This window comes from Rhodopseudomonas sp., from assembly GCF_013377015.1.
Classification (GTDB): Bacteria; Pseudomonadota; Alphaproteobacteria; order Rhizobiales; family Xanthobacteraceae; genus JARJEH01.
In genome coordinates, this window is the sequence record NZ_JACABA010000004.1 from 34,074 (window position 1) to 49,730 (window position 15,657).

General features: G+C 65.6%; 16 protein-coding genes. 7 read left to right on the forward strand and 9 right to left on the reverse strand.

The window, feature by feature from the left end; translation table 11 throughout:
• Positions 1–1,389 carry an ATP-binding protein gene (locus HXX15_RS17515; RefSeq protein ID WP_296517646.1) on the forward strand — a complete coding sequence of 463 codons (1,389 nt, stop codon included), beginning with the start codon at positions 1–3 and terminating at the stop codon, positions 1,387–1,389.
• A gap of 185 nt (positions 1,390–1,574) precedes the next feature.
• On the opposite strand, the gene proC is transcribed toward HXX15_RS17515, so the two are convergent.
• A complete protein-coding gene (gene proC, locus HXX15_RS17520) occupies positions 1,575–2,411 on the reverse strand; it encodes a pyrroline-5-carboxylate reductase (RefSeq protein WP_296517647.1) in 837 nt (278 codons plus the stop codon).
• Positions 2,412–2,524: 113 nt separating this feature from the next.
• Positions 2,525–3,025, reverse strand: a complete 501-nt coding sequence (locus HXX15_RS17525) for a YbjN domain-containing protein (RefSeq protein ID WP_296517648.1) — start codon at positions 3,023–3,025, stop codon at positions 2,525–2,527.
• A 365-nt stretch (positions 3,026–3,390) separates the two neighbouring features.
• Between HXX15_RS17525 and HXX15_RS17530 the strand changes: the two genes are divergently transcribed.
• Complete coding sequence (locus HXX15_RS17530) at positions 3,391–3,921, forward strand: 6,7-dimethyl-8-ribityllumazine synthase (RefSeq protein WP_296517649.1); 531 nt, start codon at positions 3,391–3,393, stop codon at positions 3,919–3,921.
• 190 nt (positions 3,922–4,111) lie between these two features.
• Here HXX15_RS17530 and HXX15_RS17535 read toward each other — a convergent pair whose 3' ends face one another.
• Together HXX15_RS17535 and HXX15_RS17540 are read right to left on the reverse strand one after the other, a co-directional pair.
• Positions 4,112–5,065: a ribose-phosphate pyrophosphokinase gene (locus HXX15_RS17535; RefSeq protein WP_296517650.1), complete on the reverse strand. Its 954-nt coding sequence runs from the start codon at positions 5,063–5,065 to the stop codon at positions 4,112–4,114.
• 155 nt (positions 5,066–5,220) lie between these two features.
• A complete protein-coding gene (locus HXX15_RS17540; RefSeq protein WP_296517651.1) occupies positions 5,221–5,841 on the reverse strand; it encodes a hypothetical protein in 621 nt (206 codons plus the stop codon).
• Between the two features lie 186 nt (positions 5,842–6,027).
• Here HXX15_RS17540 and HXX15_RS17545 point away from each other — a divergent pair, with 186 nt between their 5' ends.
• A complete protein-coding gene (locus tag HXX15_RS17545) occupies positions 6,028–7,029 on the forward strand; it encodes an NADP-dependent oxidoreductase (RefSeq protein ID WP_296517652.1) in 1,002 nt (333 codons plus the stop codon).
• Positions 7,030–7,037: 8 nt separating this feature from the next.
• On the opposite strand, the gene pgeF is transcribed toward HXX15_RS17545, so the two are convergent.
• Genes pgeF through HXX15_RS17565 form a run of 4 tightly spaced genes read right to left on the reverse strand, consistent with a single transcriptional unit; the run spans position 7,038 to position 10,550 of the window.
• Complete coding sequence (gene pgeF / locus HXX15_RS17550; RefSeq protein WP_296517653.1) at positions 7,038–7,805, reverse strand: peptidoglycan editing factor PgeF; 768 nt, start codon at positions 7,803–7,805, stop codon at positions 7,038–7,040.
• Positions 7,802–8,932 (reverse strand): class I SAM-dependent methyltransferase, encoded by a 1,131-nt coding sequence (locus HXX15_RS17555; protein ID WP_296517654.1) that lies wholly within the window; start codon positions 8,930–8,932, stop codon positions 7,802–7,804. The genes pgeF and HXX15_RS17555 overlap by 4 nt, the downstream gene beginning before the upstream one ends.
• A 1-nt stretch (position 8,933) precedes the next feature.
• Positions 8,934–9,797: a prolipoprotein diacylglyceryl transferase gene (gene lgt, locus HXX15_RS17560; RefSeq protein WP_296517655.1), complete on the reverse strand. Its 864-nt coding sequence runs from the start codon at positions 9,795–9,797 to the stop codon at positions 8,934–8,936.
• Positions 9,798–9,809: 12 nt separating this feature from the next.
• Entirely contained in the window at positions 9,810–10,550 is a 741-nt protein-coding gene (locus tag HXX15_RS17565) for a dienelactone hydrolase family protein (RefSeq protein ID WP_296517656.1), read from the reverse strand.
• Between the two features lie 180 nt (positions 10,551–10,730).
• On the opposite strand from HXX15_RS17565, the gene HXX15_RS17570 reads away from it, so the two are divergent.
• Positions 10,731–10,982 carry an accessory factor UbiK family protein gene (locus HXX15_RS17570; protein WP_296517657.1) on the forward strand — a complete coding sequence of 84 codons (252 nt, stop codon included), beginning with the start codon at positions 10,731–10,733 and terminating at the stop codon, positions 10,980–10,982.
• Between the two features lie 396 nt (positions 10,983–11,378).
• Here HXX15_RS17570 and HXX15_RS17575 read toward each other — a convergent pair whose 3' ends face one another.
• Entirely contained in the window at positions 11,379–12,587 is a 1,209-nt protein-coding gene (locus tag HXX15_RS17575) for a DGQHR domain-containing protein (protein ID WP_296517658.1), read from the reverse strand.
• A gap of 344 nt (positions 12,588–12,931) precedes the next feature.
• Here HXX15_RS17575 and HXX15_RS17580 point away from each other — a divergent pair, with 344 nt between their 5' ends.
• The 3 genes from HXX15_RS17580 to ychF all read left to right on the forward strand — a co-directional run bounded on the left by HXX15_RS17580 (position 12,932) and on the right by ychF (position 15,553).
• Complete coding sequence (locus tag HXX15_RS17580) at positions 12,932–13,699, forward strand: 50S ribosomal protein L25/general stress protein Ctc (protein WP_296517659.1); 768 nt, start codon at positions 12,932–12,934, stop codon at positions 13,697–13,699.
• Between the two features lie 21 nt (positions 13,700–13,720).
• Entirely contained in the window at positions 13,721–14,326 is a 606-nt protein-coding gene (gene pth, locus HXX15_RS17585; protein ID WP_296517660.1) for an aminoacyl-tRNA hydrolase, read from the forward strand.
• A 129-nt stretch (positions 14,327–14,455) separates the two neighbouring features.
• The gene (gene ychF, locus HXX15_RS17590) at positions 14,456–15,553 is read left to right on the forward strand and encodes a redox-regulated ATPase YchF (protein WP_296517661.1); all 1,098 of its coding nucleotides are present in this window, start codon (positions 14,456–14,458) and stop codon (positions 15,551–15,553) included.
• Positions 15,554–15,657 lie beyond the last annotated feature (104 nt).

The window sequence follows — 15,657 nt, forward strand, 5'->3', positions numbered from 1 at the left end:
ATGAGCACTCTCAACGCCGGCCTGACGTTGATCCGCTCCGCGTGGCGGCGGGTCTCCGCGGCCAATGGCTGGCTGGGGCAGCGCTTCAACGCCGTGATGCCGAAGGGGCTGTACGCCCGCGCGCTCTTGATCATGATCGTGCCGATGGTGCTGCTGCAATCGGTGGTCGCCTTCGTGTTCATGGAGCGGCACTGGAACACGGTGACGCGGCGGCTGTCGGCGGCAGTGGTGCAGGACATCGCCGCGCTGATCGACGTCTACAAGGGTTATCCGCAGGACAAGGATCGCGCCCTGCTGCGCCGGATCGCCCAGGATCGGCTCGGCCTGGTGGTGGATTTCCTCAGCCCGGGCGACATGCCGCCGCCGGGGCCGAAGCCGTTCTTCTCGCTGCTGGACCAGTCGATCTCCAGGCAGATCAGCCGGCAGATCGCCAAGCCGTTCTGGATCGACACCGTCGGCCGCTCCAATCTGGTGGAGATCCGGATCCAGCTCGACGACGCGGTGATGCGGATCTTCGCTCAGCGCAGCGCCGCCTATGCGTCGAATTCGGAGATCTTCCTGTTCTGGATGGTCGGCACCTCGGCGATCCTGCTGATCGTCGCGGTGCTGTTCCTGCGCAACCAGATCCGGCCGATCCTGCGGCTGGCGGACGCCGCCGAAAGTTTCGGCAAGGGCCGCGACGTGCCGAACTTTCGGCCGCGCGGCGCGCGAGAAGTACGCCGCGCCGCCTATGCCTTCATCGAGATGAAGTCCCGCGTCGAACGCTCGATCGAGCAGCGCACCGCGATGCTGGCCGGCGTCAGCCACGATCTGCGCACCATCCTGACCCGCTTCAAGCTGGAGCTGGCGCTGATCGGCGACAGTCCGGAAGCCGACGGCATGCGCAAGGACGTCGATGAGATGGCGGCGATGCTGGAAGCCTACCTGGCGTTCGCCCGCGGCGACAGCGGTGAGCAAGCGCAGCCGACCGACATGGCGGCGGCGCTGGAGGAGTTGCGCTGTGACGCCGAGCGCCACGGCCACGCCGCCACGGTGACGTTCCACGGCCAGCCGGTGGTGACGGTGAAGCCGGCGGCGTTCAAGCGCTGCCTCGCCAATCTGGTGTCGAACGCGGCGCGGCACGCTAACTCCATCGCCATCACCGGGCATCGCGATCACCGCTATCTGAGCGTGACGGTCGATGACGATGGCCCTGGGATTCCGCAGGAGATGCGCGAGGAAGTATTCAAGCCGTTTCTGCGGCTCGACGACGCCCGCAATCAGGACGAGGGCGGCACCGGCCTTGGCCTCGCCATCGCCCGCGCCATCGCCCGCTCGCATGGCGGCGACATCACGCTCGGCGACAGCCCGATGGGCGGATTGCGGGCGACAGTGCGGGTGCCGGTGTAGCCTGCGTTCAGCGTTGCCCCATCCTCCATTGTCGTCCCCGCGAAAGCGGGGACCCAGTATTCCAGATTGCCAGCGATTCACATTGAAGCTCTGGAATACTGGGTCGCCCGGTCAAGCCGGGCGATGACCGTCGTGTTGGGGTGAGCGTTCGTGCTCATCGCGCGGACCGACGAACGACTCTTGAACTACTTCGCTAATTCACTCGACCGCTTGGTCGCCGCCGCCACCGCGCGGGTCAGCAGCGACTGGAATCCATCTGCAGCCATCAGCACGGCGAGTGCCGCGGCGGTGGTGCCGCCGGGCGAGGTGACGTTCTGGCGCAGCGTCGCGGAGTCCAGGTCGGAGCGATGCAGCAACTCGCCGGAGCCGGCGACGGTGTGGCGCGCCAGCTTGGTCGCCAGTTCCGCCGGCAATCCGGCTTCGACGCCGGCGCGGGCCAGTTCCTCGGCGAGCAGGAACACATAGGCCGGGCCGGAGCCCGACACCGCGGTGACCGCGTCCATCAGCGCCTCGTCGTCGACCCACTCGACCGCCCCGGTGGCGCGCAGCAGCGCATCGGCGGTGTCGCGCTGCACGGCGCTGACGTCGCGTGCCGCCACCGCGACGGTGATGCCGCGGCCGATCGCGGCCGGGGTGTTTGGCATCGCCCGCACCACATGGCCGCCGCAGACCTCGGCGAGCGTGGCGATCGGCGTGCCGGCCATGATCGACACCACCAGCGTATTTGGTCCGACATAGGCCCGCAGCGCCGGGCCGGCGTCGCGGAACATCTGCGGCTTGACCGCGAGCACCAGCGTCGCGACCGAGCCGACATCGTCTGCGGAGGAATTGATCCGGATGCCGCGCGCGGTGAAGGCGCGGATCTCGTCGGACGGCTGCGGATCGATCACCACGACGTCGCCGGCGTCGAGCCCCTGCGCCAGCCAGCCGGTCAGCAGCGCGCCGCCCATCTTGCCGGCGCCGGCCAGAACGATGGTGCCGGAGAGTTTAGCGAGCGGGTGCACGGCTGGCTTGGTGATCATCGGACGTCCTCACGAGAATGGACGACGATTTGCAGGAGGACGGATGGCCGGGTCAAGCCCGGCCATGACGGCATCTATGCTAGCCGCGCATCGCCCAACGCTTGGCTGCGAGGTTACGCCTCGCCAGCGGTGTCGAACATCGCAGCGCTCATCGCCTCGGCGGCCGACTTGCCGGCCCACACCACGAACTGGAACGCCGGGTAGTAACGCTCGCAGCCGTGGATCGCACTGACCAACATGGTCTCGCATTGCGCGCTAGTGGCGGTCAGCCCGTCTGGCAGCACCAGCGCCTGGCGGTACATCACCATGCCGGTGTGGGTCCAGATATCGAAATGGCCGACCCACATCTGCTCGTTGATCGCAGCGATCAGCCGCTGCACCTCGGGACGGCGCGCGGTCGGAATCTTCATGTCGAAGGCGCAGGCCAGATGCAGCGCCTCGATCTCGTTCATCCAGGTGAAGGACAGTTGATAGTCGGTCCAGTCGCCCTTGGAGACGATGGTGATCTCGTCCTCGCCGCTGCGTTCGAACGACCAGTTGTTCGATGCGGCAATGTCTTCCACCACCGCGAGCGGATTGTTCCGGGAATCGATGATGCCTTCGAGCATGGACATGCCGAATCGACCTTGCGTTTGAATGTTGTTGATACGCACGCGGCATGCCGACACGCGCCACACTTCTGCGCGTCGCTGCGGATCGCAGACCTCGGGCGAGCCCTAGGCTTGCGACACTGAAATGATGTGATTTGCCGAATCCGCGCAACCGCAGGGCGCGCCCATCCACAAGCAAAGCGCGGCCCGTCCACAGCTGATCGCAAGATCGGCTGAACAAAACGGAATCGGATTCGCGCGGGCCGAGTCCGGCGTGTGAATTGCAGCCATGCCGAGTCGGTGCCGACTCCGGCCGGCGCCGTTAACCTTTGATTCGTGGCCGCTGGCTGGTAGCCTCCAACCACCCCACTCCGGAGAAGAGCAAGCCGATGACCGACACCGTGATCGATCCCGCCGAGGCCGCGCCGCCCGTCGCCGTGGAGCGTCCGCGCTTCGCCCGGCCGCAGCGCGTCGCCTTCGTGCAGTCGTCCTGGCATCGCGCCATCGTCGCGCAATGCCGGCTGGCGTTCCTGCGCGAGATCGAACCGCGCGGCATCGTGGCTTCGCAGATCGACCTGTTCGAGGTGCCGGGCTCGTTCGAGATCCCGCTGCACGTCCAGATCCTGGCCAAGACCAGGCGCTATACCGCGATCGTCGCCGCCGGCATGGTGGTCGACGGCGGCATGCAGGGCTTTGTCGCCGAGACCGTGATCAAGGCGCTGATGGAGGTGCAGTTGCGCACCGAGGTGCCGGTGTTCTCGGCAGTGCTGACGCCGCAGCATTTTGATGCGACCGCCGCGCAATCCGAATCCTTTGCGGCCGATTTCGCCGCCAAGGGCGCCGAGGTCGCCAACGCTTGCGCCGATACGCTGCTCAGCCTGGAGCGTCTGCGCGGCCAGGTGGCGGCGGGGATCGTGTGAGCCATCTCGCGGTCGCGATGGCGTGCCCATTATCGTCAGTCATTCCGGGGCGCGAGGCCGCAGGCCGAGCGAACCCGGAATCTCGCCACGCGCACATCTTGAGCATCTGCTTGCCGCAAGATTCCGGGTTCTCGCACAGCTTGCGCTGCCAGCGCCCCGGAATGACCGATCAATTCAGAATTGCGAATTCTCAGTCGAACAGGCTCGACACCGATTCTTCCGACGCGGTGCGGCTGATCGCTTCGGCGATCAGCGATCCGATCGGCAAGGTTCGGATGTTGCCGGCGTTGCGCACCGCTTCCGTCGGCTGGATCGAGTCGGTGATCACCAATTCCTTCAGCTTGGAGCCTGCGATCCGCGCCGCGGCGCCGCCGCTCAACACGCCATGGGTGATGTAGGCGTAGACGTCCTTGGCGCCATTGGCGAGCAGCGCGTCGGCCGCGTTGACCAGGGTGCCGCCGGAATCGACGATATCGTCGACCAGGATGCAGGTAAAACCCTCGACCTCGCCGATCACGTTCATCACCTCGGATTCGCCGGCGCGCTCGCGGCGTTTGTCGATGATGGCGAGCGGGGTGTTGATGCGCTTGGCGAGGCCGCGGGCGCGGACCACGCCGCCGACGTCGGGCGACACCACCATCACCTTGGTGAGGTCGAACTTCTCCTTGATGTCGCGCACCATCACCGGCGAGGCAAACAGGTTGTCGGTTGGGATGTCGAAGAAGCCCTGGATCTGGGTTGCGTGCAGATCGAGCGTCATGACGCGGTCTGCGCCCGCATGGGTGATCAAATTGGCGACCAGCTTGGCCGAGATCGGGGTCCGCGAGCCGGATTTGCGATCCTGCCGGGCGTAGCCGAAATACGGGATCACCGCGGTGATGCGGCGCGCCGAGGCGCGGCGCAGCGCGTCGGTGATGATCAGCAGTTCCATCAGATGGTCGTTGGTCGGAAACGACGTCGACTGGATGATGTAGACGTCGGAGCCGCGGACGTTTTCCTGGATCTCGACGAAGATCTCCATGTCGGCGAAGCGCCGGACGCTGGCCTTGGTCAGCGGAAGCTCGAGCCAGGCGGCGATTTCCTGCGCCAGCGCCGGGTTGGAATTGCCGGCGACGAGCTTGATCGAGCCGTTCTTGGCCGACATCGACGCTTTCCCCCGCGGCTTGGTGGATACAACGTTCAGCATATCGGTTGACTCACGAAAACGGGCACGTCCGGCGAGCGAGGTGATACCAAGGCCGGGCCAGAGCTGGCAACCCGTTGGGTCAATTTTCCCGCGTCGATTCGACGTTTGTCTGGTTAACGCGCAGCTAAACTCAAGGTTGCCGGGCCGAACGCGCTTGATGTCGGCGGAACATCCGCGCTGGCGACCGTGGGGCCGCGCAGTCCGGGCGCGCTCGGCGCCGGTTCGCCCGGTGTGGTGCCGTTGATCATGCCGCCGAGGCCGCTGAGGCCGGCCTGCGCGATCCGCCGCAACACCAGGTCGTCGGCCTGCGCCCAGGCGTCCCGTCCGGGCTTGCCGGTTGGTTCCTCGCCGGAGAGCCGCAGCGCGCGCTGCTGGTCGCGATCGTAGACGTCCCAGACCCAGGCAATGATGGTGCGGCCGCCGCGGACCTGCGCCGACAAATAGCTGCGTACCCGATAGGCGGCCGTCGACTCGCGCGACACCACCGCGACATGGCGCAGCTTGGCTTCCGAATCGAGCAGGTCGACCATCCGGTCGAATACCTGCGGCGGCGGACCGTCGATCGATTCGAAGGCGACGGTGGCGCCGCCGGCTGAAGCGAAGCTTGATGCCGCCGGGCCGTCGGTGACGCAGCCGCCGAGCGAGCCGCCCAAGCCGCCCAGCATCGCCAGCAGCAGCGCGGCGCGCGCGAGGCGCACGGCGGACAGGTTGGCGGTAACGGCGCGCAGGGGCATCAACAGGTTCCGAATCTCACGTCTCGCGCCATCACACTGGATGGCGGCCGGACCGGCGCAGCGATATCGTTAAAATGCGTTAAGGTCTAGGGCAGGGTGTCGACGGGCGGTGGCAAGGTGACCTTCGGCTTTCCCGCTCCGTTCCAATTTGCCGAGACATTGCAGACAATTGCGAGGAGCCGGCGGATGCGCGCGTTTGTCCTTTCGAGCTATGGCGCGGTCGCCGATTGCGTCCGGCTGGCGGAGTTGCCCGATCCGGTGGCCTCGACCGGGCAGGTCGTAGTCGAGATCCACGCCGCGAGCCTCAATCCGATCGATTACAAGCTGATCCGGGGCGACCTGAAGCGGATTTCGAAATATCGCCTGCCGCATCCGATCGGCTTCGACGCCAGCGGTGTGATCCTGTCGGTGGGGCTGGGGGCCACGCGGTTCGCGCCCGGCGACGCGGTATTCCTGCGCACCTCGCGCGAGCGGATCGGCACCTTCGCCGAGCAGATCGCGATCGACGAGCGGCTGGTCGCGGCGCGGCCGGCGAGCATTTCGCATCTCGAAGCGGCGTCGCTGCCGCTGGTCGGGCTGACCACCCTGCAAGGCTTTGCCAGGGCCGGCGCCAAGGCGGGGCAGCGCATCCTGATCCATGCCGGCTCCGGCGGCGTCGGCACCTTTGCGATCCAATACGCCAAGCATCTCGGGCTGGAGGTCTCGACCACGACCAGCGCGAAGAATGCCGATTTCGTTCGCTCGCTCGGCGCCGATCGCGTCATTGCCTACGACCGCGAGGACTATCTGGCGCAAGGCGGCGGCTACGACATCGTCTACGATACCCTCGGCGGCAAATTCACCGTCGATGCCTTCAAAGTCGTCAAGCGCGGCGGTACGGTGATCTCGCTGAGCGGCCCGCCGGATCGCGATTTTGCTCGGCGCGAGGACTCCAGCCTGATGGTGCGGATCGCGGTCTGGCTGATGGGCCGCAAGGTCTATGCCGCGGCCGACCAGGCGGGCGCTTCCTATTGTTGGTACTTCACCGAACCGAGCGGCGATCAGCTGCGCGAGATCGCGGGCCTGGTCGATGCCGGCGCGATCGTGCCGGTGATCGACCGCGCCTTCGATTTCGAGCAATTGCCGCAGGCGCTAGCCCATCTCGAAGCCGGCCACGCCCGCGGCAAGGTGGTGCTGAAGGTGCGGTAGCGGCAGCGTCACCCTTCCAGCGCAATCGCGTGGACGTGGCGGCCGTAGTCCGGCTCGTTGCGATGCACCGAGCGGCGATAGCTGTAGAACCGCTCGTCCGGATAGGTGTCGATGCCGGTGTCGTCGATCATCAGCACGCCGGCGTTTTCCAGCCGCATCCGGATGAAGCCGCCGAGATCGAACATCGCATGGCCGGCGCGCGTCGATGCAATGAAGAACCGCGCGTAGTCCGGATCGGCCGCGACGAATCGCGCGACGAATTCGCCGCCGACCTCGTAGCTCGGCTGCCGGATCAGCGGCCCGATCGCGGCGACGATGCCGCCCCGTTCGGCGCCGAGTTTTTCCATCGCCGCAATGGTGGATTCCAGCACGCCGGTGAGCGCGCCCTTCCAGCCGGCATGCGCGGCGCCGATCACCCGCGCGGTGGGATCGACCAGTAACACCGGGCCGCAATCCGCGGCGGTGGCGCCGATCGCCAGCCCCGGCGTCTTGGTCACGATGGCGTCGACCTTCGGCCGTGATGCCGCATCCCACGGCTCGGTGGCGACCGCGACGTCGGGCGAATGCACCTGGTAGGCGGTGAGAAAGCGCTCCGGCGCGACGCCCAGCACCGAAGCCATCCGCCGCCGGTTCTCGGCCACATGCGCGGGATCGTCGTTGGAGCCGACGCCGCCATTGAGGCCGGCATAGAGCCCTTCCGAAACGCCGCCTTCGCGGGTGAAGAACGCATGGCGCAGATCGGGAACGGCAGCCAGCAGCGGCGAGGCGATGGTCATGGGGCGCCGGCCTCGGCGGCGCGCGCGGCTTCGTCGCTGAGCCCCACCAACGTCTCGATACGGGGATCGGAAATCCCGATCGCCTTGAACATCGATCCCATCCCGCCGCGGCCGCTGTCGGTCAGCCGCTTCAGCGCGCCGGCGATGTCCTCGGAGACTTCATGTGTGGCCTTGGCCATCAGCGTCAGCGCGCGGGTCTCGATGCCGAGCCGTTTGAGGAATTCACCCTGCGTCACCGGCCCGTGCACCCGCGCGCCGACATCCTCGGCGGCGCGCGCCAGCGCCTGGAAATCGACATGGGCGGTGACGTCGGCCTCGCCCGGATTCTTCAAGGGGTCGGCGAAGCTGTGGCGGGCGATCGCCTGGAAGGTGTCGCCGACGTCGCTGCGCGTGTGGCCGTAGTCGATGATCAGCGCGGCGCCGCCCTGGTCGCGGACCCGGCTGGCGATCGCCATGATCTCGGCGTCCGGCCGCCACTCGAACACCGCGCCCTGCGGCGCCATCCGCACCAGCGGCGGCAGCAGCACCTCGAAACGCGGGATCGGATCGGCAGCGGTGCCGAACACGAGGTTGCCCTTGCCGTCGATTTCGACGACGCGCTCGTGCCAGCCGTTCTCGCGCTTCACCGCCTGATGGATCGGCAGCACGTCGAAATACTCGTTGGCCAGAATGATCGAGGGGCCGTCCGGCACGTCGTCGAGCGAGTCGTGCCAGTGGACGCTGCGCACTCCGCTCAGCGTCGCCTTCTGCTTGTCGCGCAGCACCGGATTGATCTCGACCAGATGCACGCTGAGGCTTTGGTAAAGCGGCGGCAACACCCGCAGCGCCCGCAACGCATCCGCCATCATGGTGCCGCGTCCGGGGCCGATCTCGATCAGCCGCAGCGCGGCCGGCTCATCCATCGCCTTCCACACCGAGGCCGCCCACAGCCCGAGCAATTCGCCGAACATCTGGCTGACCTCGGGCGCGGTGGTGAAATCGCCCTCGCGGCCGAGCGGATCGCGCGACACGTAATAGCCGTGCTCGGGATGGGTCAGGCAAAGCTGCATGTAGCGCCACACCGGCATTGGGCCGGCAGACTTGATCAATCTGGCGATCGCGGTCTTGAGCGGTGAAGTCTCGGTCACGTCATGCCTTGCTGGCTGGGCTGTTAGCCGGATCGAAAGTGCACGCAGTCGGCGCTCGCCGCCACGCCACCACGACAATGATCAGTCCCGCGATCACCATCGGCACACTCAGCAGCATCCCCATGGTGAGGCCGCCCCACAGGAAGCCGAGCTGCGGGTCGGGCTCGCGGAACAATTCGCCGATGATGCGCGCCACGCCGTAAAGCCCGATGAAGCTGCCGAGAATCAGGCCGCGCCGCTTCAACGCGCCGAGACGGATCATCAGTGCCAGGATCGCAAACAGCGCGATGCCTTCGAGGCCGGCTTCGTACAACTGGCTGGGATGCCGCGGCAGCGGTCCGCCATTGGGAAACACCATCGCCCAGGGCAGGCTGGGGTCGGCGGGCCGCCCCCACAATTCGCTGTTGATGAAATTGGCGATGCGGCCGAGGAACAGCCCGATCGGTCCGACCGCGCAGGTGATGTCGCCCAGTGAGGCCGTCGACAGCTTGTTCTTCCAGCAGAACGCGAACACCGCCACCACGCAGCCGATGAAGCCGCCATGGAACGACATGCCGCCCTTCCACAATTGGAAGATCTCGGACGGATGCTCGACGAAGAAGTCGAGATTGTAGAACAGCACGTAGCCGGTGCGGCCGCCGAGGATAATGCCGAGCGTCACCCACAGGATGAAATCGTCGAACGCCGGCAGCGAGATCGGCGCGGGGCCGCCCCACAGCCGGTCGCGCTTGAGCAGCGCGCGGGCATAGATCCAACCCAGCACGATGCCGCCGATATAGGCCAGCGCGTACCAGCGGATCGCGATCGGGCCGATCGCAATCGCGATCGGATCGAATACGGGGAAGGCGATGGCGAACAGCGGCATGGTCCGGCTGGCTTACGATGAAAGCCGGCGACGGTACAGGGCCAGCAGCCGCTCCCAGTGCCGCTCGGCAGCTTCCTTGTCGTAGACCGGACGTTTCGGAAAGGCGAAGCCGTGGTGCACGCCGGGATAGAGCTCGACCTCGGCGTCGACGCCGTCGGCCTTGAGCGCCGCGCGCAGCGGCTCGACCATCTCCAGCGGCGCCCAGCGGTCGATCTCGGCGCAGGCGAAATACAATTCGCCGGAGGCGTTCTTGGCGGTGCGGTGCGGGCTGTCGTCGGCGTCGGTCATCAGATGGGTGCCGTAGATCGACGCCGCGGCCTTGAACCGGTCGGGAAAATTGGCCGCGGCGCTGACCGCATAGCGGCCACTCATGCAATAGCCGAGCGCGCCGGCCGGGCCCTTGCTGGCGGCGGGCTGCGTCGCGGCGTAATCCAGCAGCGCCGTGGTGTCCTGCATCACCATCGGGATCGTGAGCGAGGCCATCAGCTCGAACATTCGCTTGCGCTCGGGTGCTTCGTCGTCCATCGGGATCGGGCCGAGTTCGAACACATTCGAGCGGTAATACATGCTGGGCAGCATCACATAATACCCACTGGTGGCCAGCCGCCGCGCCATGTCGCGTAGTTCCTCGCGGATCCCCGGCGCATCCATGTAGAACATGATCACCGGAAACGGTCCGCCGCGCTCCGGATGGCTGATAAAGGTGCTGACGCGTCCGTCCGGCGTGGGAATCTCGATCTGCTGGTCGATCATGCGGTGTGTCCGGTCCTTCTCGAGGGGCCTTGCGATGGCGACAGGAAGATCGCAAGGAAAGCGGAACCTGACAAGCTTGGTAGCCTGATTCGATGAAGGCCGTTGCGGCCTTGAAGTCGTGCGGCGGGATTGCCATTGTCAGGCCACCGCGGCGCCGCTGCCCCTGACCGGAGTTCGACCATGACCCAGACCAACAACCGGCTGTTCGACGAGATCGGGCGCCTGATGAACGACGCCGCCGGCGCCGCCCAGGGCGTCAAGCGCGAGGTCGACACCGTGGTCCGTAACCAGGCCGAAAAGATCCTGCGCGACCTGGACATCGTCAAGCGCGAGGAATTCGAGGCATTCAAGGAAATGGCCCGGCTCGCCCGCGAGGAAAACGAAGCGCTGAAGGCGCGTATCGTGGCGCTCGAAGCCAAGCTCGGCGCGTAAACGGGACCGACGTCGGCGGTCCGACAGCGGACGATAGCTGTAATTCTCACTAGGCTATTCAGCCCTCCGACTGAGAGAGGGCACCGTCAGGTTCATCCTGGCGGTGCCCTCGAACGGCTAGCGTAAAATACTACCTTCCGCTTGCCATTAGCGTCAAGACTAACTGCTGCGCCTCTCGGCCGCTTAGGTAAGGCCCGCGCGGCGGCAGGTCCGCTTCCGGCGCCGCGCGCGTGCTACTAAATTTGGCGCCCGTCGAAATCTCGGCGATGCGGCCACCGTTCACTCCAAACCACGCAGCGATATCGTGCTGGCGGTCCCCACGGGCGAGCATCCCCTTGATCACGGCTACGTCACCGCTGTTGAGCGTGACGCCGCTCGGCTCTGCGCGACGTGCCATCACACCACCTCCACCTTCGGCAGCATCTGTCTGATCTTCGAGATCAGCACGCGGCGACCTGCGCTTGAGCTGTACGACCCGGCGGCTCCCTGCGGGGCAGTGCGCCAAAATTCGACGCCGTGCACCGGAGTGCCTTGACCATCCTGTGCTTCACCCTGCAGGAGCTTCATGGGCTCTGCCATGACGTCGCTGTACGTCGCAGCGTCAATCACCGAGCGACCGGTAGAGCGGGCGATCTCCAGAACATCGACCAAGATCGCGTGCATGACGATGACGCCCACGCCTTTTTGAATAACGAACCCCGGCGGCTCGTCGAAAGCGGGGCGCATGACGTCGCGCAGGCCTGTCCAGAACGCCTCGATTACCTGCTGCTGCTGCGCAAAATTAAGCCTTCCGAAGAACGGTGAGGCCAGCAACGGCTTCAGCGAGGTCACCATGGAGGCCGACGGCATGGTGGTGGCGCCCTTTTCCGTCGCGGCAAGGCGGATAAGGCCGCGCCAGACGGAGCTGTTCTCGGCCAAGGCCTCGACGAGTTTCTCAGCCGCGACTTGCCAGCCTTTGCCCTTTTCCTCCAAGCGCTCGAGCATCTTCGAGTCCTTGTCGGTCAACTTGCGGAGCAACGCGAGAGCCAAGTCGGTGCGGACCGACTTCGCACGTGAGTTCACGACATAGAATTGTTCCATTTCCTCCTGCTCGGTGGCGCCGACCATGCAAATGAACGGGATGAGGAACTTGTCCCAGTCGCCGTCGGGGTCGTCCTCCATCAACTTCTTCAGCGCAGCGACGCGGTGCTGACCATCAACGACGTGGAACAGGATGGCCGTCGACGCGCTGTCGCGAAGGAAGCCCAGACGGAGCTTTCCGTCCTGAACCGCCTGCCTCGCTTCACGATTGCGCAGGTTGAGCAGGATTGCTGTCGGCAAATCGACCCTCTTCTTCTTGAGGTCGGCAGCCAACTCGTTAACGCGGCTGTCTTGAAGCGGCCGCTGATAACCGCGATTGTTGCGCGGGTCGAACGTCGGAATGTCGTAGTTGTCGGGGATCAGGAGCCCTGCGGCGATGTAACCGGCAACCACCGGCACGCCGGAACGGAGCTTCTGTCCCTCAACGACCGGGATTGAGTCAATAACCGCACGGACGCGGTCGAGGGGCGGCATCATCCGAGCCATGGCGAAATCTTCCTTCTGAGCTTCAATCGTGCTAAACATCGTACGTACTCCTTATCGCTGTCTGGCGATGGTTGAACAAAAGCGGGCTCCCCGGCTGCAACCGGCGGGGCCCGTTCGTTTTTGGCCCCTAGAGCAACGCAGATCTTCTATGCCAAGGCAGGGATCTGTTGTCCAGATCTATTTTCTAGATCCTGAATTAGGATCCTAAATCTAGATCCTGATAGATGGTCGCCAATCTGCCTGCAGCCATTTCCTTGTCATTTTCGCCCGTTGGGGCTAAAAGCCCGGCACGTCTGCAGCCCCCGCACCCCTGGAGGCTTGCTGCGACGATGGAACGGGCCGCGTTGCGGCCTTTAACTTTTTAGAAAACAAGGACTTAAACGATGGCGACCGTCAAGGAATTGAAGGCGACCGCTCGTCTGGCAGGCGGCAAGGGGGCCGCACGGGCAGAGCGTCGCGCCGGCAGAGTGCCCGGAGTGATCTATGGAGACAGCCAGCCCCCCGTCGCGATCTCGGTCGACGACACCGAATTGCGCGCGCGCATTCTGGCCGGCCGCTTCCTCACCACGATTTACGACATCGAGCTCGACGGCAAGAAGCACCGCGTGATCCCGCGCGACTTCCATCTCGATCCGGTGCGGGATTTCCCGCTCCATGTCGATTTCCTCCGGCTCGGCGTCGGCGCCACCATCCGCGTCAGCGTTCCGCTGCATCTGAAGAACGCCGAGACCGCGCCGGGCGTCAAGCGCGGCGGCACCGTCAACGTCGTCACCCACTCGCTCGAGCTGGAAGCCTCGGTCGACAACATTCCGCAGTTCATCGAGGCCGACATCGGCACGCTGGACATCGCGGGCTCGCTGCATCTGTCGGCCATCGTGCTGCCGACCGGCGTGAAGTCGCTGTCGCGCGAGGACCTCACGCTGGTGACCATCGTGCCGCCGTCGGGTTACGCCGAAGAAGCCAAGGCGGCTGCGGCCGGCGCGGCTCCGGGTGCGACCCCTGCCGCTGCGGCGGCTCCGGCTGCTGGTGCGAAGGCTCCGGCGGCTGGCGCCAAGGCTCCCGCGGCCGGCGCCAAGGCGCCCGCGGCCGGCGCCAAGGCGCCCGCGGCTGGCGCCAAGGCCGCTCCGGCCCCGGCGGCCAAGAAGAAGTAATCCGGCGCGGGAAGCCGCGTCATGCGACTGTTTGTTGGGCTCGGCAATCCTGGCGCCAAATACCAGGGCAACCGGCACAACATCGGTTTCATGGTCATCGACGAGATCGCGCGGCGTCATGGCTTCTCGCCATGGCGCCGTCGCTTTCAGGGTGAGACCGCTGATGGTTCGCTCGACGGCGAGCGCGTCACCTTGCTGAAGCCGCTGACCTACATGAACGAGTCCGGACGCGCCGTGCAGGAAGCCGCGAGTTTCTTCAAGCTCGAACTCGGCGACATCACGGTATTTCACGACGAGATCGAACTGCCCGACGCCAAGCTGCGGGTGAAGGTCGGCGGCGGCATCGCCGGGCACAACGGGTTGCGGTCGATTTCGGCGCATGTCGGCAACGACTATCGCCGGGTCCGGCTCGGCGTCGGTCATCCCGGCGTCAAGGAACTGGTGCACGGCCACGTGCTGAACGATTTCGCCAAGAGCGAGCGGCCTTGGGTCGAGGCGCTGGTCGAGGCGGTGGCGGTCAATGCCGGTCTGCTGGTGGCCGGCCGCGACTCGACCTTCGCCAACAAGGTGCATCTGGCGATGCAGGCCAAGGGATTTTTGGACAAGGACGACAAGGGCGACAAGTAACATGCGTCATCGCCGGACTTGATCCGGCGATCCATCCCTTCGAAGACGATGGATAGGCGGGTCGAGCCCGCGTATGACGGCCTCCATTCGGTCGAGCCGCGAACGCGCGAAGATAGTCGGAAGAGCATCATGGGATTCAAATGCGGTATCGTCGGGCTGCCGAATGTCGGCAAGTCGACGCTGTTCAACGCGCTGACCGAAACCGCTGCGGCGCAGGCGGCGAACTATCCGTTCTGCACCATCGAGCCCAATGTCGGCGAGGTCGCGGTGCCGGATCCGCGGCTCGACAAGCTGGCGGCTGCGGGCAAGTCGGCGCAGATCATCCCGACGCGACTGACCTTCGTCGACATCGCCGGGCTGGTGAAGGGCGCGTCGAAGGGCGAGGGCCTTGGCAACCAGTTTCTCGCCACCATCCGCGAGGTCGACGCCATCGCCCATGTGGTGCGCTGCTTCGTCGATGACGACATCACCCATGTCGAGGGCAAGATCGCGCCGCTGGCCGACATCGAGACCATCGAGACCGAGCTGATGCTGGCCGATCTCGACAGCCTTGAAAAGCGCGTCGACAATTTGACCAAGAAGGCCAAGGGCGCCGACAAGGACGCCAAGGAGCAGCTCGACCTGGTGCAGCGCGCGCTGGTGCTGCTGCGCGAAGGCAAGCCGGCGCGGTTTCTCGAGCGCAAGCCCGAAGAGGAGCGCGCCTTCGGCATGCTGGGTCTGCTGACCTCGAAGCCGGTGCTCTATGTCTGCAACGTCGAGGAAGGCTCAGCCGCTACAGGCAACGCGTTCTCCCAGGCGGTGATGGAGCACGCCAAGAAGGAGGGCGCTGTCGCTGTGGCGATCTCGGCGAAAATCGAATCTGAAATCGCCACGCTGTCGCGCGAAGAGCGCGCCGAATTTCTCGATACGCTGGGGCTCGAGGAGGCCGGGCTCGACCGGCTGATCCGCGCCGGCTACGAGCTGTTGCACCTGATCACCTATTTCACCGTTGGTCCGAAGGAAACCCGGGCCTGGACCATCACCAAGGGCACCAAGGCGCCGCAGGCAGCCGCCGTGATCCACACCGATTTCGAAAAGGGTTTCATCCGCGCCGAGACCATCGCCTATGAGGACTATATCGCCTTCGGCGGCGAGGCCGGCGCGCGCGACAACGGCAAGTTGCGGCTGGAAGGCAAGGAATACGTCGTCGCCGACGGCGACGTGATGCATTTCCGGTTCAATACCTAAGGGTCATTGCGAGGAGCGAAGCGACGAAGCAATCCAGTCCTGACTTGCGGCTCTGGATTGCTTCGCTTCGCTCGCAATGACGAATTTGTGCCATTGACCTGATT